The organism is Armatimonadota bacterium, from assembly GCA_028871815.1.
In the GTDB taxonomy this organism is placed as follows: domain Bacteria; phylum Armatimonadota; class Chthonomonadetes; order Chthonomonadales; family Chthonomonadaceae; genus REEB205.
On record JAGWMJ010000009.1, the window covers coordinates 162,641 to 184,622 of the forward strand.

Sequence of the window (21,982 nt, forward strand, 5' to 3'; positions counted from 1 at the left end):
ATGCCAGGGTATATGCAGCTGGGCCAGATTCCGCGAAAGCGCCACACGCAGTTCCGAAAAGCCGATGGCGGCCTCTATTCGGAACAGCTTTTCGGCACGCGAGGCTTCTCGGGCATCGCTTCGCTGCTCTATCACATCCATCCACCGACGCAGGTGATGGAGTGGTCACCGGTAGAGTGTGCTGACGCCGAAATGGAGGAGCATGCGGCTCTCCATCACCGTCACCTCAGGACCGGCGCGATGGAGCCTTATGGCGACCCGGTCTCGGGCCGCATACCGCTGATGCAGAATGCCGACGTCCGCATCGGCATCTGCGTGCCTGCCGCGCCGATGCCGTACTTCTATAAGAATGCCGATGGCGACGACCTGTTATTTGTCCACAGGGGCTCAGGCCGGCTGGAGACGATGTTCGGCGCCCTGCCTTTTGGCGTCGGCGACTACCTTGTGGTACCCCGCGGCACTATCTATCGCATCGTTACCGACGGCGCACCTGCACGTTTTCTGGTTATCGAATCTGCGACGCCGATCCAGACGCCCAAGCGGTATCGCAACGAATACGGCCAGCTGCTGGAGCATGCGCCGTACTGCGAGCGCGATATGCGGGGTCCGAGCGCGCTGGAGACGCACGATGAGGCGGACCGGTTTGAAGTCCGCATCCGGGCGCGCGGCGCGATGGCGTCGTACTGGTACCCGTTCCATCCGCTGGATGTAGTTGGCTGGGACGGGTTCGTATATCCGTGGGCATTCAACATTGCCGATTTCGAGCCGATTACGGGCAGCCTTCATCAACCGCCCCCCGTTCATCAGACGTTTGAGGCGGCGAACTTCGTCGTATGCTCGTTTGTCCCGCGGATGCTCGATTACCATCCGAACGCCATTCCGGTGCCCTACAACCACAGCAACGTAGACAGCGACGAGATGATCTACTACGTCAACAGCCGGTTCGGCAGCCGCCGTGGTATCGAGGAGGGTTCGATCACGCTGCACCCCTCCGGCCTGCCGCACGGGCCCCAGCCGGGCGTGGTGGAGTCAAGCCTCGGTCAGACGCGCACCGAGGAGTTGGCTGTTATGGTTGACACATTCCGACCGCTTCAACTGTCTGCCGCCGCACTTCCGCTCGAGGATGCCGCCTACCCGATGAGCTGGAATCCGGCCACGTGACGGAACCGGCGGCCATCGCCGCAGTGCGCAGCTTCCTTCCGGAGAGCATTACTCAAGCGGCGGCATACCAATTGCTGGTTCAGTCGGTCGGTCCACGGCCCATCGCACTGACCAGCACGATGAGCGCCACCGGCCTGCCCAATCTTGCGCCGTTCAGCTTCTTCATGGCGGGAGGCGGCAGCCCGCTTTCGGTCACGATATCGCCTTTACTGAACCGCGCCGGATTGCCTAAGGATACGCTGACCAACATCTCTGAAAACGGCGAGTATGTTATCAACGCGGTCTCTTTCGAAATGGCCAGCCGGATGAACGTTGCCAGCGCCGATTATCCGCCCGATGTAAGTGAGTGGGATCGCTCCGGGCTCACGCCCGCGCCATCGGTGCGCGTAGGGCCGGCGCGTGTGGCTGAGAGTCCGTTCGCGCTCGAATGTCGGCTGTTCACTATAGTGAGCCACGGGTCCGGGTTTCTGGCCGCCAACTACATCATCGGCGAGATCGTTGCCATCCACGTGGCAGCACGGCTGTACGACGGCGACCGCATAGTGCCGCAGCGTGCCGAGCTGATCGCGAGAATGGGTGGCGACTGGTACGCCAGAGCGGATGCCGCCAGCATGTTTGAGATGGCGCGGCCGGCGCCGGCGCCGGCGCGGTCGGAGGCGGGCGGCGAATCGCGCACGACTGCTTAGCTCCTCCAAAGGTGCGGCTCCGTCTGAAATCACAGGTTGCGGCCCGGTCCGTCCGATGTTCCCCCGGCTCACGCGCCCGATCGCCCCTACGCACGCGCCGGCAGTTGGGGTATCCCCATCGCCGTGTTCCGCGCGGCGTACAAGCGGGAGGAACCGTGTTTGAAAGCAGGCAGGTGATAAGGCGCCGCGCATCGAAGTATGCGGAGCGCTCGCACTGTGTATTCGATGCGTGGGATGCCTGTCTGCCGGTGCTCCGAGTCCTGTAGTACGCTCGCACACGGCAGGCAATCTCCGCCGCGGCCAACTCGGGACAATCAAACTCGCATGGAGGACAGCTCATGAAGCAGAAATCGATTACTGGACTGCTTATCGGCATCGGCATCTGCTGCCTGGTCACGGCGGCGGCGGCCCAGCGGGGTCGCGTTTTCGTGCCGGCCTCTTCGGTAGAGCACGCGGGTGATCGCGGCGTCCGCGCACACACCAACCACCTTTTGATGATCGGCGGTGGCAATCCCGATCTCTTCACCGGAGTTGGTGGCGCCATGTCACCCGCCGATCTGCGCTCTGTCTACTCTCTGCCGTCCACCGGCGGCAGCCAGGCAATCGCCATCGTGGATGCGTACGCATACGGCACTGCTCTAAAGGATTTCAATGTATTTGCGGGCCAGTACGGCCTGCCAAAGGAGACGAGCACCAACGTGCTCAGTTCCACCAACAAGGTGTTTCAGGTGGTGTACGCAACCGGCAAAAAGCCGAGCGGCAACGGCGGCTGGGACCAGGAGCAGGCGCTGGATATCGAATGGGCGCATGCCATGGCGCCCAGCGCCAAGATCTATCTGGTTGAAGCCGCCTCCGCAAGCTTTACGGCACTCTTCAATGCCGTGAACAAGGCATCCAGCCTGGCCGGCGTCACGGAGGTGTCGATGAGCTGGAGCGGCAGTGAGTTCTCCACAGAATCGAGCGACGATACCTATTTTCAACATGCGGGCATCGTCTACTTCGCGTCAGCGGGTGATACAGGCGGCGTGAATGGCTATCCGAGCGTCTCACCGGACGTGGTCTCGGCAGGTGGTACCACCATCAACGTGGACGCTAACAAGAACTTCTCCTCCGAAACGGCTTGGAGCGGTAGTGGTGGCGGACCCAGCGCTTACGAGGCGCGCCCAAGCTGGCAAAACGGCATATCCACGATCGTCGGCTCGAAACGCGGCTGCCCGGACATGTCGTTCGACGCAAACCCGGCCACCGGCGTCTCGGTGTACGACAGCACCAAATCCGGCGGGCTCTCCGGTTGGCTCCAGTTTGGCGGCACCAGCGTCTCATCACCGTCACTGGCCGGCATTGTCAACCTTGCGGGGAGCTTCTACGGCGGGAGCACAGCCGAACTCACCGCGATCTACAACACATATGCCAGCGCCAGCTACGCGGGTGACTTTCGTGATATCACCAGCGGCACCGCGGGCTCGTTCAGCTGCACAACCGGCTGGGACTTCATTACCGGGGTTGGCTCACCACTCGGCCTAGGCGGCAAGTAAGCTCCGGCAGGTCCATCCATGCGGACCGGGGCAGGACGCGGTGGTAACGCCATCGCTCGGTCTGCCCCGGTCTGCGCTCCAGCGCCACTACGTAACGCAGGATTTGGCGCCCCGGCACGCGAACGCTAAGACTCGCGTTGAGCCGCAAACCCACCGTCACGCCGCATTGAACGCTGCCGGTTGGGGCGATTTCCGGGGAGTTTGAATGAGCCGCGACCTGCAGATACACAATCCGGCAACGGGCGCCCTGCTCACCACCCTGCCGGACGAAGGCGCGGAAGGCGTGGAGCGAGCCGTGCGGCGCGCACGCGATACCGCGGATACCGGCGTCTGGCGCTCGATGCCGGCCTCCGAACGCGCCGAAGCGCTCTGGCGACTGGGCGATATCATCCGTGCCGATCAGGATGACCTGGCGCGGCTGGAATCGGCCAACAATGGGAAGACCGTGCGGGAAGCCGGGCGAGGCGACCTGCCCCCGGCGGCGGATATCTTTCACTACTGCTCGGGTCTGGTCCGATCTGTCTGCGGCGAAACGATTCCGGTAGATGGTCCCTTTCTGACGTACACACTCCGCGCGCCGGTGGGCGTTGTAGCTGCTATCGTGCCCTGGAACTATCCCTTGCTGCTGGCATGCTGGAAGGCTGCTCCGGCGCTGGCATGCGGCAACAGTATTGTGATCAAGCCTTCCGAACTCACGCCGCTGACGGCACTGCGTTTGCCGGGTTACTGCCGCCAAGCCGGCATACCCGACGGGGTTGTGAATGTGGTGACCGGCTACGGAGCCACTACGGGTGATGCCCTGGCGCGGCATCGCGGCGTGGACAAGATCGCCTTTACCGGCAGCACGGCCACCGGCCGGAAACTGATGATCGCATCGGCGGAATCCAATCTGAAGCGGGTTTCGCTGGAGCTTGGTGGCAAGTCTCCCTTCATTATCTTTCCCGATGCCGACCTGGAGCGCGCACTCGACAAGCTGGCGGGCGGAATATTTGTAAACAAAGGCGAAATCTGCAACGCGGCTAGCCGTCTGTTGGTGCACGCGGACCTTTATGAAGAGGTGGTGAAGCGCGTGGCTGAGCGCGCCGCCAGGCTAAAGGTTGGCGATCCGACCGATCCCGAGACGGTGATTGGCTCGCAGGTTTCACCTGCGCAGCTGGACCGCATTCTCGGCTATGTCACCATTGGAAAGGCGGAAGGCGCCCGACTTATGGCCGGAGGCGGCAGGGATGTTACCGGTGCGAATGCGGCGGGTTCATTCTGCCAGCCGACTGTTTTCGCCGATGTGACGGCCGGAATGAAGATTGCGCAGGAGGAGATATTCGGTCCGGTACTGAGCATTTTGAAGTTTCATAATGAAGTCGAAGCTCTGGAGATTGCGAACAACTCGATGTACGGTCTGGCCGCCTCGGTATGGACGCGCGACGTAGCAAGGGCTCACCGAATGGCCGATGCGCTGGAGGCCGGCGTGGTGTGGCTGAACACCTTCAACGGCTTCGACAGCTGCGCGCCGTTTGGCGGATGGAAACAGTCGGGATTTGGCACGGATTTAGGCCGGAATGCCGTGGAACAGTACACGCGCCTGAAGTGCGTCTGGGCGGATATGGAGCGATGATGTGACTTCGCCGCGTACCAACCTGAGGCAGGAGCTGCAGCAGAACCGCACCAACCGGGTGCGCGTTAGCGGATTCGATATCGATGGAGTGATGCGTGGCAAGTACCTCTCTGCAGCCAAGTATCTGTCGGCATTGGAGGGCGGCCTGGGATTCTGCGATGTCATCTTCGGCTGGGATTGCGCCGACGCGTTGTACGGAACCGGCGGCTATACCGGCTGGCATACCGGTTTTCCGGACTTGCTGGCAAAGATTGATCCCGCCACATTCCGGTACATACCATGGGAACAGCACACGGCCATGGCGCTGGTGGATTACTACCGGCGTGACGGTACGGAACTGCCGTTCTGCCCGCGAGGACTCCTCAAGCGCATAACAGCCGCTGCAGCGCAAATGGGATACCTGCCGCGCACCGCGGTAGAGTACGAATTCTTTCTTTTTGACGAGTCGGCCGGCTCACTGCATGCGAAGCAGTACGTTGATCCCAGGCCGGAATCCCCGGGAATGTTCTGCTACAGCCTGGCGCGCGCTACCAGTCGGCCGGAGTTTGTGGATGCGCTTTTCGCTGCCTTGGAGGGCGTTCGCATTGAACTGGAAGGTTTCCATACCGAAACCGGTCCGGGCGCATTTGAGGCATCGCTGCGTTATGACGACGCAGTAACGGCGGCAGATTCGGCCGGGCTGTTCAAAGCCACGGTCAAAGAGATCGCTCGCCAGCATGGCCTCACTGCATCATTCATGGCTAAGTGGAACGCCGATCTGCCCGGCTGTGGCGGCCACGTGCACCAGAGTCTGTTGGAGCCGACCAACCGGGAGAATGTGTTTGCCGCCCACGACCGCGCGTTCGGCGCATCGTTCCTGGCGCTCAACTATCTAGCCGGGCAGCAGCAGTTCCTGCCGGAGTTCATGGCGATGCTCGCGCCAACAATAAACAGCTACAAGCGGCTGGTACCGGGCGCCTGGGCGCCCGTCGCGGCCACATGGGGCGTAGAGAACCGGACCAATGCGCTGCGGCTAATACCCGGCCTCACATCCGCCGCAACGCGCATCGAGACGCGCATACCGGGCGCGGACGCGTCACCGCATCTTGCTCTGGCCGCGTGCCTGGCTGCCGGCCTCCATGGGATAAAGGAGACGTTGGAACCCACGGCGCCGACATCGGGAAACGCGTATGAGGAACAGAACGTGCCCACCCTGCCCCTGAGCCTGCACGAGGCGACACAACGCCTCCGGAACAGCCAGGTGGCGCGATCGTGGTTCGGTGACCCATTTGTGGACCATTTCTGCATGACTCGCGATGCAGAGTGGCGCGCCGCCGGCGGTGCCGTGACCGACTGGGAGCTTCGGCGCTACTTTGAGGTGATCTAGTGCTGAGCCGGTTTTCATTTCCCACCAGGATCGTTTTTGGCGAGGGTGCGGCGGAAGAGACCGGCGAAACTGCCAAGGCGCTGGGAGCGCGCACGGCACTGCTGGTTACCGACCCCGGCGTTCTCGGCGCGGGCTTGACGCGGCCAGTGGAGGCTTCACTGCGGGCGTCCGGACTCGTGACGGCGATATTCTCGGGCGTGGATGCGAATCCGACGGAGGAGAACGTCGACTGCGGCGTGGAGGCATGGAGACAGGCCGGCGCCGACATTCTGGTGGCGGTTGGTGGCGGCAGCGCACTGGACGCCGCCAAGGCGGTCCGGATGAGGATCGATCACCACGGGCCGATGGAGCAGTACGATGACAACATCGGCGGCGATGCGAAGATCGTCCAGCAGATGCCGCCGCTGCTTGCGCTGCCGACTACCGCCGGCACGGGCAGCGAGGTTGGCCGGAGCGCGGTCATTATCTGCCGGTCCAACCGGCGGAAGACCGTCTTCTTCCATCCGGGCCTGATGCCCGATGCGGCGCTCTGCGATCCGCTCCTCACCGCTTCCATGCCGTCATCGATAACGGCATGGACGGGCATGGATGCGCTCACGCACAATCTGGAGGCGCGGCTGGCCACGCCGTATCATCCCATGGCTGACGCCATTGCCATCGGCGGACTGCGCTTATGCAGTTCCAGTCTGGTCCGGGCGTTCCGGAATGGCGATGACCTGGCGGCCAGGGCCGACATGATGATGGCGGCTATCATGGGCGCAACGGCTTTCCAGAAGGGCCTTGGCGCCACGCATTCGCTGGCGCACCCGCTTTCGAGTATGGCCGGCATGCATCACGGTCTTACCAACGCAGTGCTGCTGCCCGCGGTACTGGAGTTCAATGCGAAGGCCTGCCATGACGCCTATGCTGAAATCGGGCGGCTGCTGGATATCGGATCGGAACCCGCCGCGCTCCCCAACTGGATACGCCGCCTCAATGCGGAACTGGGAATCTCGCCGCACTTGAGCGATTACGGCATTACGGAAGCGATGATCGCGCCGATGGCAGAGCTGGCCATTCAGGACGGCTGCCACGTGAACAACCCCATGCCTTGCGACCGGTCAATTATGGAGCAGCTTTACCGCAGCTCACTGTAATGGCGGGATCACGGCCGGCGTGAGCTGCATCGTCTGCTCATGCATCTGGCGCTGGTGCTGCGCGTTGATCTGGTAGATCCCGAAGCCGTAGCAGAACGCGTATGCGGCAATGCCGACGCGCAGCATAAGCCGGATGAACCGCGGACGGCGCCGACGGAGAACCTCGAGCGCTACAACGGGCGCGAAGACCAGCAGCAGCTTCATCGCCGCGAAAACCGGCAGGCCGGCGCGCACATAGAAACCCATCACGGGGTTTGCTTCCGCTCCATGCCCGAGCGCGATCAGCCAGAGCGTGCTGATCAGATCGAACAGGCATAAAGCCACCAGGATGTAGCTTTCAGGGCAGAATAGCGCCAGCCGGCGCTCGAGCGGTTGTCGCTGCGGTTGTTTTACAGGGTGTTCGAATGAAGTCATAGTGTCAATATGTGCGGTCCGTATTCGAGTGGATAATTGCGCTGAGCGGTGGAGTGGCCGGCCATGCTCATACGCATACGACGATGCGGGCCCCGTGAACTCTCCGGGCGATTACGTCCTGTTGCGGGGTACCGGCGCGGCCCAAAATGCCTTGCCGGCGGCGAATGCGTGGAGACGCCGCGGTTCTCGCGATGCGCAACAGTTATCGTATGCCTTGCACCGATGCCGGTGTGCACGGCTCGCGCCAACATCGTGCTCTGGAACGGAGCGAAGCGCGTCGTCGCTTAGCGGCTACCCCGTCGCGCCAGAGAGGTTCTTTGCTCCGCTAGCGATGACAACGGCCTCTTTTTCAGAATGACAGCGCGCGGAAGACATCAAGACCGTTGGACCATGGTTGGTTGGTCGGGCTCGGAACGTGAGCGCTGATGGCACTATCAGGCAGTATGTGCACCAGCCCGAATGGCTCCGGGCCGACCGCATCCGCCCAGCCCTAGATCGCCGATGAGAGTTTGAGCAGCCGGACGCCGTGCGGTGGTATTTCCAGCTTCAGCGTGTTATAGGGCCGGCCGAGACTCTTTTGCGCCCACACGTCGCGGACGTCGCACGGGAGTGGCACGTTGAACTCGGTGAGGTTTTCCGTAACGGTCAGGCCCGAGTGATCGAGGTTGAAGAGCGCTACGTACCGGCTGCCGTCGGGCGCATTGGAGAGCCAGCGGACGAGATTGAAGGTTCGGTCGATCTGCCCGGGCGCGGCGCCCTGCTGCTGGATGCGGAGCGCTTCCGTGTTGGTGAGCAGGCCGAGCGTGAATCGATCGAGCGCCGGGAGATGGCCGCCGAACATCAGCGGCGACCGCGCGATGATCCAGAGCGTCATCATCGTCAACTGCTCGTCGTGCGTCAGCTTGGATGCCCGACCGCCCTTGTCGCTCTCCTGTGGCGGCAGCGCGATCCGACCCAGCGGCAGCATATCGGCATCCGGCCAGTGGCCGGGTCCGCCATACCGCACCCAGTTCGGCAGCAGGTCGAATGCGCGCAGCACATGATCCCACTGATCCCAAACGTCGTCGGATATGCGCCACATCTCGGCCTGGTGAGCCACGTCGCTCGCCCTGGAGAGCGGCGTCGGTCCCGGTGAAAGGCTGAGCACGATGCCCGGCGCGACCTTTTCGATCGCGTTGTGGAGCAGCCGGATCTCGCCTTGATGGTACGGCTGGCTCATGTCATCGGCCTTGATGAAGTCGACGCCCCAGGCGTTGTACAGCGTGATCAGCGAGTTGTACCAATCCTGTGAGCCGGGAAGCTCCGGATGTACGCCGTACATCACGCTGTTCCAGTCGCAGATCGACGTCGGGTCGGCGATATCCTGGGCATGCGCCGTGCTGCCAAAGATCGGCGTTTTAGCTGCGACGGCCTGGCGTGGAATGCCCCGCATAATGTGGATACCAAACTTGAGCCCGTTGCGATGAACGTAGTCGGCCAACGGCTTGAAGCCCGCCTGGTGGCCGGCGCTGGGAAACCGGTTGAAGGAGGGAATGAAGCGCCCAAACCCATCCATATCCATGGCGGCCTTCTCGGAGTATCCTGCCGTACCGCCGGTCGGGTTGTACCAGCCTTCATCCACCACGATGTACTCCCAGCCGAGACCCGCCAGCGATCCGGCCATCGCATCGGTATTGGCGCGTACAGCCCACTCGCGAACCCCGAGACCAAAACAGTCCCAACTGTTCCAGCCCATCGGCGGACGATGGGCCAATAAAGCTTGAGCGCGGTGTGCTGCCATCGAAGTAGATCTCCTTCGCCACCCGGTACATGGTATCACAGAGTCGGCCCGCGGGCCACAACGAGGGCGAGCGGCACTGGTGTTGCCGGGAGACAAGAGATATGACGCGTGAACGGCCGCAGTGGTCGACCGATGGGCAGGTGGAACGGCTGCGGGAGCTGCTCGGGGCGGAGCCCGCACACCGCCTTGCTCCGCTGCGCCGCGATGTACGCTCACTGGGCCGGCTCTTGGGTGTGGTACTGCGGGAACAGGCCGGAAACGAGCTGTACGAGGAGGTTGAGGCCATCCGCCGGCTGGCGATCGAGCGCCGGGAGGCGATGGATCGCGGCGAGCCCGATGCTGGAGGCCTTGAACCGCTGGCGGCGCGGTGTAACAACGCCGATACTAGCCGAACGTACGCACTCACGAAGGCGTTTGCTATCTACTTTGAACTGACGAACCTCGCCGAGGCAAATCACAGGAAGCGGCGACTGCGAGCCGCCCAGGTGACGGCTGGCGCCGCGCCACAGCCGGGCTCAATACACGGAACGCTGCTGCGCCTCCGTGCGGCATGGATATTTGATGAAGATGTGCGGCGGCTGCTTGACCGGGTGGAAGTGACGCCGGTGTTCACGGCGCATCCTACAGAGACGGCCCGGCGCACGATCCTCGCCAAAAGGCACGCGATCGGTCACCAGATCGAGCAGCTCGACTGGCTGCCGCTCACCGATCGCGAAGCTGGGGAACGCGAGGCCGAAATCCTGGCCGAAATCACCGCTCTGTGGCAAACCGATGAGGTGCGACGCGAACGCCCAACGGTAAACGCGGAGATACGGATGGGGCTCGACTACTTCGAGCAGGTTATTGTGGAGGCCGTTCCGGCTCTTTATGCAGAGTGTGAAGAGAGCTTTCTGGCAACTTACGGTTCGACTATGGATCCATTGGCGATGCGGCCGATTGTACGCTTTGGTTCATGGATCGGCGGGGATGCGGATGGAAATCCCAATGTGACGGCCGATTGCACCCGCGATGCCGTTGAGATGGCACGCAGGCTGGTGTTGAACACATATCGTAAGTCGGTACAGCGGCTGCAGAGGCTGGTGAGCAGCTCCGCGCTGCAGTGTGGTGTTTCCGATGAGCTAGTGGCGGCGCTTGACGCGGCCGAGCGGCAGCCCGGACCACGTGGCTATGGCTCCAGCGTGGAGATCTACCGGCGCTGGTTTAACTGGATTGGGCATCGCCTCGATGAGACACTGAACGGTGGGACTGCGGCCTACGCCGAACCCGGTTATTTCGATGAAGACGTACGCATCGCTTTCAGAAGCCTGATGCAAAACCGCGGCGGCCGGATCGCCGAGCGGTACCTCGGTCCCCTGCTGTTGCAGATCGTCACGTTCGGATTCCATCTGTGCACACTGGATATCCGCCAACATGCACGTGTTCACGCGCGTGCTGTAAGCGACCTTGCAAGTGGCGCGCAGACGCCGGAGCGGCTTTCGGCCGTATCTGACGATACCCACGCGCTTATGGCCACGCTGCGGGAGGTGGCTGCTATCCGCCGAGATCACCCGGCTGCAATCACGCGATATGTAATCAGCGGGGCGCGACAGCCGCAGGACCTGCTGCATGCCGTGTGGCTTTGCCAAACTGCCGGCATCGCGGTAGAAGGCGTGCGGCATGGCCGACCAGGGTTGATGCCGGTTCCGCTGTTTGAATCGATTGACGATCTCCGCCGCTGCGCAGATGTTTGCGGTGAAGTCTGGAGCATGCCGGAGTGGGAGCCTCTGCTCAGCTCGTGGGACTATCGGCAGGAGGTGATGCTGGGCTATAGCGATTCAAACAAAGACGGTGGAATGCTGACGAGCACTTGGGAGATATTCAAGGCGCATCGCGCTCTGCACGCCGTTGCAAAGAAGTGCAGTGTGGATCTCTCGCTTTTCCACGGCCGCGGCGGAACGGTGGGCAGAGGCGGTGGCCCGACACACCGCGCGATTGCCGCGCAGCCGCCCGACGCCTTTGACGGCGCACTACGGATTACCGAGCAGGGTGAGGTGCTGAACTGGAAGTACAGCGACGTGAAGATTGCTGCTCGCAACCTGGAGCTGATGGTTGCCGCATCGCTCGAGGCGCTGACCCGGTCCGGCGGTTGGGGCGCCGAAATCCTCCCGGCCTGGGAGTGGACGATGGAGCAGCTATCGGCGAGCGCCTATCAATGTTACCGGAGCCGGATTGCCGAATCGCCGGATGCGCTCACCTACTTTGAGGAAGCGACTCCGGTTCTGGAGCTGGAGCATGCCCGCATCGGCTCGCGCCCAACCCGGCGCAGTGTCCGGACCGGCCTGGAAGACCTTCGAGCCATTCCCTGGGTGTTTGGCTGGATGCAGAGCCGGCACGTTTTGCCGGGGTGGTTTGGCGTGGGCGCCGCGCTGGAGGCGCTCGTCGAGGCTTCGCCCTCGCACTTGGCGGTGCTGCAGGATATGGTGGTGAGGTTTCCACTGTTTGAAGATATGATGCGGAACGTGGAGACTGCGCTCGCGAAGGCCGACATGCGCATTGCCGCCCGTTATGCCGAACTGGTGCGGAACAGCAGCATCCGGGAGACCGTTTTTGAGACGATACGGGCGGAGTACGAACGCACACTCAACATGACGCTGCTGGTCACCAGGCAGGGGCACTTGCTGGAGAAGATGCCGGCGCTGGCCGAGTCGATCCGTCTTCGCAATCCGTATGTGGACCCGATGAGTCTGATGCAGGTGGATCTGCTGCGGCGGAAACGCGCCGGCGAGACGGGCGAGGATCTCGACTATGCCCTTGCCGCCACAATCAACGGGATAGCGGCCGGGCTCCGGAACACCGGATAATCGCATCAACCAGCTTGCCGGCGCCGCCGCGAAGCACATCCGCGGTCGGCAGGCCGGTGTTGGTCTCCGTCGATTCCACGGCTGAAGCGGCATCGGCATCGCTCATTCCGGCGGTGTTCAGGGCAATCGCAGCCACGCGCGGCGGCGGCTGGGCGGCGCCCGCAATGGCCGCCACCTGCTCGTAGAGGCGTACCACTTTGCTGAGAGGCGGAATGGCGACTTCCGGCAGCCGGTGAAGCGACTGACTTGCGGCGTGGTGAACCAGTACCATGTGGGTGGGACATGAGCCCCGTATGAGGGGCAGCCAGGCCGTGGAGGCCGGGTGCAATATCGAGCCCTGGCCCTCGATGAACAGGAAGTCGGCATCTGAGGCTGCGCTCAGCACCGATCGTTCCACGGCGCCGGACGCGAAATCCACGCGGACAGCATCCACGGGTACGCCGTCGCCGGAGATCGCGATTCCGATTTGTCCCGACGCGACGAACGTGGAACGGAGACCGCGGCTGCGAGCCGCCGCATGCATTTCGAGGGATGCGGTCATCTTGCCGATACCCATGTCGGTGCCAACGGTAAGGATGCGCGTGTTCGGCAGCGCGGCAGCCCTGCCCAGACCCGGCTCAAGCCCTTCGGGCTCCTGGCGGATATCCCAAATCCATCGGCCCGGCCGCAGCCGGATCTTCAGCCGCGGATTGTCCGCCAGTGGCGCATGCAGGCCGTTCACCAGCGAAAGTCCGGCGGCAAGCGCTTCCTCAATCTCGGGCCAGTAGTCGGGCGGCAATGTACCGCCCGGGGCGGCAACGCCGGGCGCAAGAATCGTGCCGCCATGGCGCAGCGCCTGGGCCATCGTGGCCACGATCGGCGCGTCCCGCGGAATGCCCGTCAAGAGCCGGAGGTCTTCGCCCGCGTGGTCGCGGTCTACCACGGCGGTAACAGCCGCCGGCGAGTAGCGAAGCAGCCCGAGACCCATCTTGCCGAAACCGGCGGTGAGGTGCCCGTGCATCAGCAGCACCAACTGGTCGTCCGGCGTGATGCGATGGGTCTGCTGCGCGGTCATCCAGTGATGGGTACGGCGCCAACACCGGCGAGGTCCGTCGGAACGATGCGACGCTCGCTGTAAACGGCGCCGCGAAACGGATCGTCGACGAGGTTGAGGTGGCTGTCGAGGTCGGCGTGATCCACGTAAGGCGTTATGGCGGCAGCCGCCGATATTGCCAACGACGATTCCGACATGCATCCCACCATGACTTTGAGCGAGTGTGCCCGAGCTGTATGCACCATGCGGATCGCCTCCCGGAGGCCACCCGACTTCATCAGCTTGATGTTGATGCCATCTACCGCCCTGGCAATCGCCGGAATGTCACGCGAAGTGCGGACGCTTTCATCCAGGTAGATCGGAATTCCGGCGGACTTGTGCAGCTTTGGCAGATCAGCTTCCTGACCTCGTGGCAAAGGCTGCTCCACGGCGCGACACCCGCATAGCTCCAGCCACTTGATCATGATGAGCGCAGACTCCACCGTCCAACCACCATTTGCGTCGCCTATCCAAACCGCCGGCGAGTGCGGCACAGCCTGGATCGCCGACACCAACGCCTGATCGGCTTCTATGCCTTCCGGGTTGCCGAGTTTGACCTTGATGCAGGGGCGGTTGTACCGGGCAGTCACCTCCGCGACCCGCTCGGCGATGGAATCGAGCGCGGAGATGCCGATGGTGATGGTCGTGTCCGGAATCCGAGCCTTGTAGCCGCCGAACAGATCGGCTAGCGGCATGCCGGCCCGCTTGCCGATCCAGTCGTGCATGGCAATATCCAGAGCTGCGGCGGCTGCAGCCGTCATCGATACCTGCTCGATGAGAGCCTCGATTCGCTGAAACTCCCACGGCGCGCACTCTGCCAGATAGGGAGAGAGTGCGGTGATCCGGCGCTCGGCATCCTCAGCCGTTTCGGGAGCATCGCCACCTGATGTGGGCGCCATTTCGCCGAGTCCCGTGATGCCGTCGTGGTCGATGCTTACCAGCAGATTGTCCGAAAAGGCGCTGGTGCCCCGGCTGATCGTCAGCGGATGCCGCTTGGTGATGCGGAACTGCCGGCACGATACGTTCATCGGTGCTGCAGCCGCGCTGTGGCGGCAGCTACGATCTCCTGCGTTTTGCGCAACCCTTCGCGCACCACCTGCTCCGGCGGCAGGGCGTAGTAGGCTTCGTTGAACAGCTCCAGTGAAAGAGTGCCGGAGAAGTTCATCGAGTAGAGCGCGGCCACAATATCACAAAACGGCGCGTCACCGTCGCCGGGATAGACGCGGTCTGCATCGGTAAGCGCCTCAGGTTGGATCGAAGCCGGGTAGTCGTTCACGTGGAAGAGCGGCACCAGACCGCCCTGAAGATAAGGCAGACCGGTAAAGCCGGAACCGCCCTTGTGCAGGTGATAGACATCCAGAAGGAGGCCGGCATCGGCCCTACCGCACTCCAGGGCGACACAGGCAGCTTCACCGAGCCGCTGCAAGGTGGTCGAGAAGCCCCAGACCTCGAGCAGCGGCTTTACGCCAAATTGAGCGCCAAGTTCCATCAGAACTGCGTACCGCTCTGCTGCGCGACGGAGGTCGAGGTCGCGCTGCTCGGTAGCACCCATTGGTGGTGCGGCGATCATGCCGCCGCCGATCGCGGCTACCACCTCCATGCAGCGCCGGGCTTCTTCCAGGCCCTGCCGGCGCTCCGCATCGTCATCCACAATCCAGTTGAAGAAGCCGATTGCGCTTGCGGCGGTTATGCCGGCATCCTCGATACAGCTCCGAAGGTCGTGGAGGCTGCCGCCTTGTGCCACAAAGCGGTCCAGCTCATCCATCCAGGGTTCAAAGGCGCCATAGCCGGCGGCCGCCACCATTCGTACGATTTCGGGCAGCGGCACGATGTGCGGGCGTATGGTGCTGGTGTTGAACCCGTAGGTCCAGGGCGGCACTATAGCGTCCAGGGATGGCGCATCGGCCTCGAGGTCATCGCCTGTGCCTCTTTGTCACCCACCATCTGCTGCTTGTCGGGGTCCCAGTTCAGGATGCGGCCATCCAGCCTCAGCGAGATGTTGCAGAGATGGCAGATGGAGACGGATCGGTGTCCGATTTCAGCCGGACAGATGGTCTCTTTGCCGTCGCGAATGCAATCCAGGAAGTTGCCCATGTGGTCATCGGACTTGTACAGGCGGATCGCATCGCTTTGCAGCGGCTCGGTGAGAAGCGTGGGATCGCTGGCCTTGATGTCGCTCCGGCTGACGAAAATCCACTGGCCGTTTTCGCCGTTGAAGGTTACGCCGTTATCTCCCTTGTTGGTGGAGAGGATCGTTCTGCCATCGGCAAACGTTGATGTGACGTCGAACTCGGGGAAGGTGCTGTAGCACTCCTCGCCGATGATCGGGCCCTTACCAAAAGCCTGCACCTTCACGGGACCGGTGTGCTCGGTGCCGAGTCCCCACTGGCAGATATCGTTGTGGTGCGCTCCCCAGTCCGTCAGCATGCCGCCGGAGTACTCCAGCCACCAGCGGAAGTTGCCGAAGCAGCGCTCGGGCACGTAATCGGTAGCAGGCGTCGGTCCCAGCCAGAAGTTCCAGTCCAGCCCTGTGCGCACCGGCTGCACCGCAAATGGACCGCCGGTTGGACCGGTGGGAAGATGCGCCACTGCCTGCGAGATTCGGCCGATCCGTCCGTTACGAACCAGTTCACACGCGAGCCGAAACCGCGCGTCGGACCGCTGCTGGCTTCCAACCTGAAACCGCTTGCCGCTCTCCTTGGCTACCTGGACCAGCTTGATTCCCTGCTCGATAAACAGCGTGAGCGGCTTTTCGCAATAGACGTGCTTGCCCGCCCTGAGCGCAGCGATGGCAGCCAGCACGTGCCAATGGTCCGGCGTACCGATGACAACGGCGTCGATCTCGGGGCGCGCCAGTAGGTCGCGAAAGTCGTGAAACTTCTGCGTACCGGGTCCAAAGGCGGCCGCGGCCTCGTCGCGGTGCGTATCATCCACGTCGCACACGGCGATGATCTTCGCGCCGTCGTGTCCGTTCAGGTTGCGGGCATCATTCAAGCCCTGAGCGAAGCCGCCGCCGCTGCCACCTGGCCCGATGACGCCGGCCTGGATCTGGCTATTCTGATCAAGCTTGCGCTTCCGCGCCGATCTGGTCTCCAGCGTTTCGGCTGCGGCCTCTGCGGCGAACCACTGCGGCAGGCCAGCCGCTACGAGTGACGCCGTGGCGCTGCTGAGGAGCGCGCGGCGGGTAACGTTGAACCGGGGTTTCTCTGGCAACTTTTATCTCCTGAAGCGGCGGGTGGTTGTGATTGAGGCGGCAACGTCGTGCACGCTCCGCTGCGATTCACAGGTTCGGTTACTTGAGGCAGAACTCCTGCCCGCCGGCATGAAGAATGCCGGGTACTATCTGGAGCACCTCCTCCAGCACTCCATGCGAATTGAAGCCAACCACCTCACGCTGAGCTATTTTGATGGTGACAGGACCACCACAGCCGTCCGGGATGTAACGCTTGCACTTTCTGAGCGTGGTTTCGTTGGGATTATGGGACCGAGCGGCTCGGGCAAAAGCTCGCTGCTCTACCTGCTGTGCGGGCTGAAACGCCCTACTTCCGGCGAGGTGCTGGCGGGCGGCCAAACTCTCAACGCCATGGGCGAGCGGCAGCGCGTTGCGCTACGTCGCGAGCACTTCGGCTTCGTCTTCCAACAGGCCTATCTGCTAAACTATCTCACTGCGGCCGAGAATGTTCTGGTATCCACCAACGGCAGCGCCGGAGGCCGGGACCGAATTGAGGCGCTGCTGCGCCGGCTTGGACTGGAGAGGCTGAAAGACCGGTATCCGCCACAGTTGTCCGGTGGAGAAAAGCAGAGGGTGGCCGTGGCGCGCGCGATGGCCGGATTACCGGACGTGATTTTTGCCGATGAGCCCACCGCGGCGCTCGATTCTGAGAACGGCCGGGCGGTAATAGACCTGCTTTATGGATACCGTGATCGCGGGTGTGTGGTGGTGGTGACACACGACGCCGCGATGCTGGAGAAGGCGGATCGGATCTACCACCTGGCCGACGGCAGCCTGACCCACTCGGAAGGGCGGGCGCAAGCAGTTGGAGAAGGAGCGAAGCAGGAATGAGCGACAGAACTGTAACGTTTATGGGAACGCCGATACGCGTGGAGGGTCCGGAATTGAAGCCCGGCGACAAGGCGCCCGAGTTTGACCTTCAGAAGCGGACCACGGCCGGCCTGGAAGACGTGAAACTCTCGGACTATGCCGGGCGCCAATTGATTATCTCGGTGGTGCCTTCACTGGATACCAGCGTGTGTGCCACGCAGACCAAAACTTTCAACCAGCGCGCCGCTGCGCTGCCGGACGGCGTCGCCGTGCTCACGGTGAGCGCAGACCTGCCGTTTGCCCAGGGCCGGTTTTGCGGCGCCGAGAATATTGACAAGCTGGAGTGCGCATCGGACCATCGCGATGTTTCGTTTGGTCGCGCTTATGGAACGCTGGTCGCCGAGGGACCGCTGGCGCGCGTGCTGGCCAGGGCGGTCTTTGTGGTTGGGACCGACGGCAAGCTGACACACGTGGAGTATGTGCCGGAGATCGCTCAGGAGCCCGATTATGACGCGGCTCTCCGTGCGGTGGCCTAAAGCGCGAAGCGCCCGCCGGCTGCTCACATTAACCGCCGCGACGCTCCTGATCGCATGGGGTGAGCCAGGACACTCGCTGCAGAGCGCCGCGAAACCTGCGACGGCCGCCACATCGGGTCATGTGAAGCGCCCGCCGGCTCGTTCCTTTGCCATTCATCTGCCGGCAAAGGCAATCGCCTACCAACGCGACGGCTACTGGATGCTGTTCGTCGGCATGCCGTGGAGCTTTGGCGGCCTCTTGCTCTTCCTCGTCAGCGGAGCATCGGCGCGACTGCGCACCGCCATCTACGCCGCGCTCCACACGTCGGCGCCGCAGGAGGGTCAGCCGCCACGGCTGCTCCCGCTGGCGCTGTTCTATGCCGGCTTCACTCTTGCACTTACCGCCTGGAGCCTGCCGCTGACGCTCGCCAGCATTCACATCGAGCGCGCATACGGCTTTAGCCGTGAGAGCAACCTGGGCATCTTGCGCGATTCGGCGCTCGACTTTGTGCTTCAACTCGTCTGGGCGCCGGTCCTTTGGCTGGCGTACCGTGTCTACAACCGGCTGGGCGCTCGATGGTGGCTCACGCTCTGGGCGATCCTGACCCCGCTGGTGGTGCTCAGCACTTTGATTCAGCCGGTGCTGATAGCGCCGCTGTTCAACCACTACACACCGCTGCCGAGCGGCGACCTGCGCACGCAGATTGAACGACTGGAGCGGCGCGCCGGCATCACAGGCGCCGAACTGCTGGTGGAGAACACCAGCAAACGGACAACGCATGTGAATGCTTACGTAACCGGATTGGGACCAAGCGCACGGATCGTCATCAACGATACCGCCGTCCACGAACTGCCGGAGGGCGAGGTACTGGCGATGGTTGGCCACGAGATGGGCCACTACGTGGAGGGCCACGTGTGGGTGGAGACCGCGTCGCAGGTCGCCGGCCTTGGCGTGTTTCTGTGGCTTGCCGACATGCTGCTGCCCGCGTTGGAGCGGCGGCTGCGCGGCTGGGCACACACGCGCTCGATTCTGGATATGGCTGCCCTACCCGTCATCTCGCTGACGATTAGCCTGTTCCTGTGGGTTCAGCAGCCGGTGGCAAATCTGGAGTCACGGTATCTGGAGCACCGGGCCGACGCCTTCGGCTTACGCCTCACGCACCGGAACAACGACATGGCCCGCCTGTTCGTCGGCTTTGCTGAGCGTGACTACGACGACCCAAATCCACCGGCGCTGATACGGTTCTGGTTCTACTCCCATCCGCCGCTGGACGAGCGGATCCGGTTTGCACTGGAATACAACGACGCTGCGGGTTCGAGCGCCAACTGACTGCGCGTACGCAGCGCGCCTCTCTGCCCCCGTTCGCGCGGCTCATAAGTCGCCAGGGAGTAGCCGAGAGGCAAGTTGACCAGCGGAATCACCATCAGCACGCCCAGGATTGCGGGCTTGTTGGTAGTTTCCGCGATACCCATCCATATTACAGCCATACCGATGGTACCGAAAACAGGTACGAACGACAGAAGCAGCCAGATCGTATCGACCCCGGAGAGGTCCCACTGCAGCCACAGAAATCCGAAAGGAATCCAGGCGAGCCACGCCAGCTCGTGCTCGCATTTGCGCGCGATGATGTAAACCGGCAGTCCATAGATCACCGTCACAACGACAAACTCGATGATGTAGTACAGAATGCTCATCCATCAACCCCTTGTGGCAACCTCAATCCGCCTTGATTCGAACAAACCGTTTTGGCCCCACCTGCAGAATCGCGCCGGTCAGATCGGCCGGCGCCAGCTCAGCGGCAGAGTCGGCCACTCTGGCGCCATTCAGCACCACAGCGCCCTGTTCCACCAGCCTCCTGGCATCGCCGGTGCCACCGGCCATGCCGGTCGAAACGAGGAGCCTGCAAATCCAGACCTTGCCGTTGCGAACCAGATCGGCCGGCAGCAAGGCCTCCGGAATCTCCTCTGGAAGGCCCCCTTCCGAATGCACATGCATCCATTCTGCGTCGGCACGTTCCGCAGCGCTCTCGGAATGGTACATCGCCACCACGTTCCTCGCCAGCTCGCGCTTGACGTCGCGTGGATTGATCGAACCCTGCGCCACATCGGCGACCAACTGCTCGATACGTTGGACGGGCGTCAGGGTGCAGCTGATGAAGTAGCTCTCCAGCAGCGTATCCGGTATCGACATGAGTTTGGAGAACATCTCAATCGGCGTTTCGGCAATCCCGACGTAGTTGCCTAGCGACTTGCTCATCTTCTTTGTGCCATCCAGCCCGACGAGCAGCGGCATAAAGAAGCCTATCTGCTCCGGTCGGCCAAGTTCGCGTTGAAGCGCGCGTCCGGCCAGGATATTGAAGGTCTGATCCTGGCCGCCCATCTCCACGTCGGCGTCGATCGCCACGGAGTCGTACGCCTGTGCCAGCGGATAGAGAAGCTCGTGCAGACTGATTGGCTGGTGCGAGGCAAATCGCTCGGCAAAGTCGTCACGCTCCAGCACCTGAGCCACTGTCATTCTTGTGGCCAACCGCACCAATTCGGCAAAGGTGAGGCGTCCCAGCCATTCACTGTTGAAGCGCACCTCGGTTTTTGCCGGGTCGAGAATACGGGCCAGTTGCTCAACGTATGTAGCGCCGTTCGCCTCTATCTCCTCGTCGGTGAGCATTGGCCGCGTTGTTGAGCGCCCCGACGGATCGCCGATCAATGCCGTATAGTCGCCAATGATGATCACCACCTGGTGACCCAGATCCTGAAACTGGCGGAGTTTGCGGAGCACCACCGCGAATCCCAGGTGAATATCCGGCGCAGTGGGGTCCAGCCCAAGCTTGACCCGAAGCGGCCGCTTCTCGGTTTCCGACAGGAGCAGCTTCGCCTCGAGTCCCGCTTCCGGCGCGACGCCGACCGCGCCGCGCCGCAGATCGTTCGCTGCCGTTACAATATGCTCCGGAAACAGTTCTGAGTTAGACGCCACCGTGCTTTCAACTCCCCTCGCATTGCACTCCAGCCGCGCTAGCGTGCCGGATGCAAGAGTATACTCCGGCCACGTGCCGGTGGGCCGGTGCAGTAACTGGTAAAGCGACACAGGCGTTCACGGCGAACTCTGAGGACGGTCGCCCTGGACGAGTTGTGTGAACCGGCCCGGCTGAGCCTCGGGGTAGTTGTTGGCCCGCTGAACCAACCGCCGCCATCCGCGGCGCCGTCGCAGCTGGATTCCGCAGCGAAGGTGTACGGCGCGCTGACGGTTACCGCGAACACCATCCCGTACCCGCTGGCGCCGCCATATTGCTAGCGGCACGGCCGCTTGGGCCGGAATCGGATTCCAGCGCCTCTACGGTACCCAGATCGTCACCGGGTTAGCATTTTCCGTCGTGGCGGGGTCGCCCGGCATAGAGGCAGGGCCACCCAGGCTATTCTCGCCAAAGACCGATCCAAACAGGGCATTCTCTGGGTACGTGACCACCGTGTACATTCCGGTTGCGAGGTCCGGGCTGTCTTCGGTGACACTCTGCGACGTGCCGGGCGCGACGTCAACGGCGGACCCACCCTGGCCAAGGGTCCCCCCCTGCGCCTCGGGGATCGGTGTAACCCGTCCGTCTGCGCTGGTTGCCGTCCCGATGAAAAACGGGTACCCCGCCCAAGTCACGCTGCCTTTTGTGCCGTTGGCCACCGTGAACGTTATCGACAGCCAACTGGTCCCAGAGTTCGTAGTTCTAGTGACGACCTGGCTGAACGTGATGCCGTCGACCGTCCGGGGACGTGACGTGCGAGTGACTGTGGCCAGGCCGGCTCCGCCGCCGCATCCCGAGCCGACCAGGGTGGCTGC

General features: G+C 62.9%; 19 protein-coding genes. 10 read left to right on the forward strand and 9 right to left on the reverse strand.

Annotated features, from left to right (window positions below; translation table 11 throughout):
• The 6 genes from KGJ62_11970 (at window position 1) to KGJ62_11995 (ending at window position 7,496) form a co-directional block, all read left to right on the forward strand.
• Window positions 1–1,161 (forward strand): homogentisate 1,2-dioxygenase, encoded by a 1,161-nt coding sequence (locus KGJ62_11970; GenBank protein MDE2127296.1) that lies wholly within the window; start codon window positions 1–3, stop codon window positions 1,159–1,161.
• Between the two features lie 119 nt (window positions 1,162–1,280).
• Complete coding sequence (locus tag KGJ62_11975; GenBank protein ID MDE2127297.1) at window positions 1,281–1,847, forward strand: flavin reductase family protein; 567 nt, start codon at window positions 1,281–1,283, stop codon at window positions 1,845–1,847.
• A gap of 338 nt (window positions 1,848–2,185) precedes the next feature.
• Window positions 2,186–3,382 carry a S53 family peptidase gene (locus KGJ62_11980; protein ID MDE2127298.1) on the forward strand — a complete coding sequence of 399 codons (1,197 nt, stop codon included), beginning with the start codon at window positions 2,186–2,188 and terminating at the stop codon, window positions 3,380–3,382.
• A gap of 205 nt (window positions 3,383–3,587) precedes the next feature.
• Window positions 3,588–4,994, forward strand: coding sequence for an aldehyde dehydrogenase family protein (locus tag KGJ62_11985; protein ID MDE2127299.1), 1,407 nt, complete (start codon window positions 3,588–3,590; stop codon window positions 4,992–4,994).
• A 91-nt stretch (window positions 4,995–5,085) separates the two neighbouring features.
• Window positions 5,086–6,360 (forward strand): glutamine synthetase, encoded by a 1,275-nt coding sequence (locus tag KGJ62_11990; protein ID MDE2127300.1) that lies wholly within the window; start codon window positions 5,086–5,088, stop codon window positions 6,358–6,360.
• Window positions 6,360–7,496 carry an iron-containing alcohol dehydrogenase gene (locus KGJ62_11995; GenBank protein MDE2127301.1) on the forward strand — a complete coding sequence of 379 codons (1,137 nt, stop codon included), beginning with the start codon at window positions 6,360–6,362 and terminating at the stop codon, window positions 7,494–7,496. The genes KGJ62_11990 and KGJ62_11995 overlap by 1 nt, the downstream gene beginning before the upstream one ends.
• On the opposite strand, the gene KGJ62_12000 is transcribed toward KGJ62_11995, so the two are convergent.
• Window positions 7,488–7,910 carry a hypothetical protein gene (locus KGJ62_12000; protein MDE2127302.1) on the reverse strand — a complete coding sequence of 141 codons (423 nt, stop codon included), beginning with the start codon at window positions 7,908–7,910 and terminating at the stop codon, window positions 7,488–7,490. The genes KGJ62_11995 and KGJ62_12000 overlap by 9 nt on opposite strands.
• A 490-nt stretch (window positions 7,911–8,400) precedes the next feature.
• Entirely contained in the window at window positions 8,401–9,690 is a 1,290-nt protein-coding gene (locus KGJ62_12005; protein MDE2127303.1) for a glycoside hydrolase family 27 protein, read from the reverse strand.
• Window positions 9,691–9,791: 101 nt separating this feature from the next.
• Between KGJ62_12005 and KGJ62_12010 the strand changes: the two genes are divergently transcribed.
• Complete coding sequence (locus tag KGJ62_12010) at window positions 9,792–12,530, forward strand: phosphoenolpyruvate carboxylase (protein ID MDE2127304.1); 2,739 nt, start codon at window positions 9,792–9,794, stop codon at window positions 12,528–12,530.
• Here the strand turns inward: KGJ62_12010 and KGJ62_12015 are convergent.
• The 4 genes from KGJ62_12015 to KGJ62_12030 are packed head-to-tail and all read right to left on the reverse strand — an operon-like array spanning window position 12,493 to window position 16,815.
• Window positions 12,493–13,584, reverse strand: coding sequence for a DUF1611 domain-containing protein (locus KGJ62_12015; protein MDE2127305.1), 1,092 nt, complete (start codon window positions 13,582–13,584; stop codon window positions 12,493–12,495). The two genes, KGJ62_12010 and KGJ62_12015, sit on opposite strands and share 38 nt — an antisense overlap.
• Window positions 13,581–14,630: a dipeptide epimerase gene (locus KGJ62_12020; protein MDE2127306.1), complete on the reverse strand. Its 1,050-nt coding sequence runs from the start codon at window positions 14,628–14,630 to the stop codon at window positions 13,581–13,583. Before KGJ62_12020 ends, KGJ62_12015 begins: the two co-directional genes overlap by 4 nt.
• The gene (locus KGJ62_12025) at window positions 14,627–15,481 is read right to left on the reverse strand and encodes a sugar phosphate isomerase/epimerase (protein MDE2127307.1); all 855 of its coding nucleotides are present in this window, start codon (window positions 15,479–15,481) and stop codon (window positions 14,627–14,629) included. The genes KGJ62_12020 and KGJ62_12025 overlap by 4 nt, the downstream gene beginning before the upstream one ends.
• Window positions 15,481–16,815: a Gfo/Idh/MocA family oxidoreductase gene (locus KGJ62_12030; protein ID MDE2127308.1), complete on the reverse strand. Its 1,335-nt coding sequence runs from the start codon at window positions 16,813–16,815 to the stop codon at window positions 15,481–15,483. Before KGJ62_12030 ends, KGJ62_12025 begins: the two co-directional genes overlap by 1 nt.
• A gap of 154 nt (window positions 16,816–16,969) precedes the next feature.
• Here KGJ62_12030 and KGJ62_12035 point away from each other — a divergent pair, with 154 nt between their 5' ends.
• Genes KGJ62_12035 through KGJ62_12045 form a run of 3 tightly spaced genes read left to right on the forward strand, consistent with a single transcriptional unit; the run spans window position 16,970 to window position 19,489 of the window.
• Window positions 16,970–17,665: an ABC transporter ATP-binding protein gene (locus KGJ62_12035; GenBank protein MDE2127309.1), complete on the forward strand. Its 696-nt coding sequence runs from the start codon at window positions 16,970–16,972 to the stop codon at window positions 17,663–17,665.
• Window positions 17,662–18,180, forward strand: coding sequence for a thiol peroxidase (gene tpx / locus KGJ62_12040; GenBank protein MDE2127310.1), 519 nt, complete (start codon window positions 17,662–17,664; stop codon window positions 18,178–18,180). The genes KGJ62_12035 and tpx overlap by 4 nt, the downstream gene beginning before the upstream one ends.
• Complete coding sequence (locus KGJ62_12045; protein ID MDE2127311.1) at window positions 18,152–19,489, forward strand: M48 family metallopeptidase; 1,338 nt, start codon at window positions 18,152–18,154, stop codon at window positions 19,487–19,489. The genes tpx and KGJ62_12045 overlap by 29 nt, the downstream gene beginning before the upstream one ends.
• Here the strand turns inward: KGJ62_12045 and KGJ62_12050 are convergent.
• From KGJ62_12050 to KGJ62_12060, 3 genes are all read right to left on the reverse strand, one after another.
• Window positions 19,411–19,854, reverse strand: coding sequence for a hypothetical protein (locus KGJ62_12050; GenBank protein ID MDE2127312.1), 444 nt, complete (start codon window positions 19,852–19,854; stop codon window positions 19,411–19,413). The genes KGJ62_12045 and KGJ62_12050 overlap by 79 nt on opposite strands.
• A 22-nt stretch (window positions 19,855–19,876) precedes the next feature.
• Entirely contained in the window at window positions 19,877–21,163 is a 1,287-nt protein-coding gene (locus tag KGJ62_12055) for a tyrosine--tRNA ligase (protein ID MDE2127313.1), read from the reverse strand.
• A gap of 324 nt (window positions 21,164–21,487) precedes the next feature.
• On the reverse strand, window positions 21,488–21,982 hold a 495-nt coding region (locus KGJ62_12060; protein MDE2127314.1), incomplete at its 5' end, for a hypothetical protein.

Excerpts from the sequence above, each read along its gene's own strand:
- KGJ62_11970 (MDE2127296.1), top strand. The coding sequence starts at position 1 with ATGCCAGGGTATATGCAGCTGGGCCAGATTCCGCGAAAGCGCCACACG.
- KGJ62_11975 (MDE2127297.1), top strand. The coding sequence starts at position 1,281 with ATGAGCGCCACCGGCCTGCCCAATCTTGCGCCGTTCAGCTTCTTCATG.
- KGJ62_11980 (MDE2127298.1), top strand. The coding sequence starts at position 2,186 with ATGAAGCAGAAATCGATTACTGGACTGCTTATCGGCATCGGCATCTGC.
- KGJ62_11985 (MDE2127299.1), top strand. The coding sequence starts at position 3,588 with ATGAGCCGCGACCTGCAGATACACAATCCGGCAACGGGCGCCCTGCTC.
- KGJ62_11990 (MDE2127300.1), top strand. The coding sequence starts at position 5,086 with ATGCGTGGCAAGTACCTCTCTGCAGCCAAGTATCTGTCGGCATTGGAG.
- KGJ62_12000 (MDE2127302.1), bottom strand. The coding sequence starts at position 7,910 with ATGACTTCATTCGAACACCCTGTAAAACAACCGCAGCGACAACCGCTC.
- KGJ62_12005 (MDE2127303.1), bottom strand. The coding sequence starts at position 9,690 with ATGGCAGCACACCGCGCTCAAGCTTTATTGGCCCATCGTCCGCCGATG.
- KGJ62_12010 (MDE2127304.1), top strand. The coding sequence starts at position 9,792 with ATGACGCGTGAACGGCCGCAGTGGTCGACCGATGGGCAGGTGGAACGG.
- KGJ62_12015 (MDE2127305.1), bottom strand. The coding sequence starts at position 13,584 with ATGACCGCGCAGCAGACCCATCGCATCACGCCGGACGACCAGTTGGTG.
- KGJ62_12020 (MDE2127306.1), bottom strand. The coding sequence starts at position 14,630 with ATGAACGTATCGTGCCGGCAGTTCCGCATCACCAAGCGGCATCCGCTG.
- KGJ62_12035 (MDE2127309.1), top strand. The coding sequence starts at position 16,970 with ATGCGAATTGAAGCCAACCACCTCACGCTGAGCTATTTTGATGGTGAC.
- tpx (MDE2127310.1), top strand. The coding sequence starts at position 17,662 with ATGAGCGACAGAACTGTAACGTTTATGGGAACGCCGATACGCGTGGAG.
- KGJ62_12045 (MDE2127311.1), top strand. The coding sequence starts at position 18,152 with ATGACGCGGCTCTCCGTGCGGTGGCCTAAAGCGCGAAGCGCCCGCCGG.
- KGJ62_12050 (MDE2127312.1), bottom strand. The coding sequence starts at position 19,854 with ATGAGCATTCTGTACTACATCATCGAGTTTGTCGTTGTGACGGTGATC.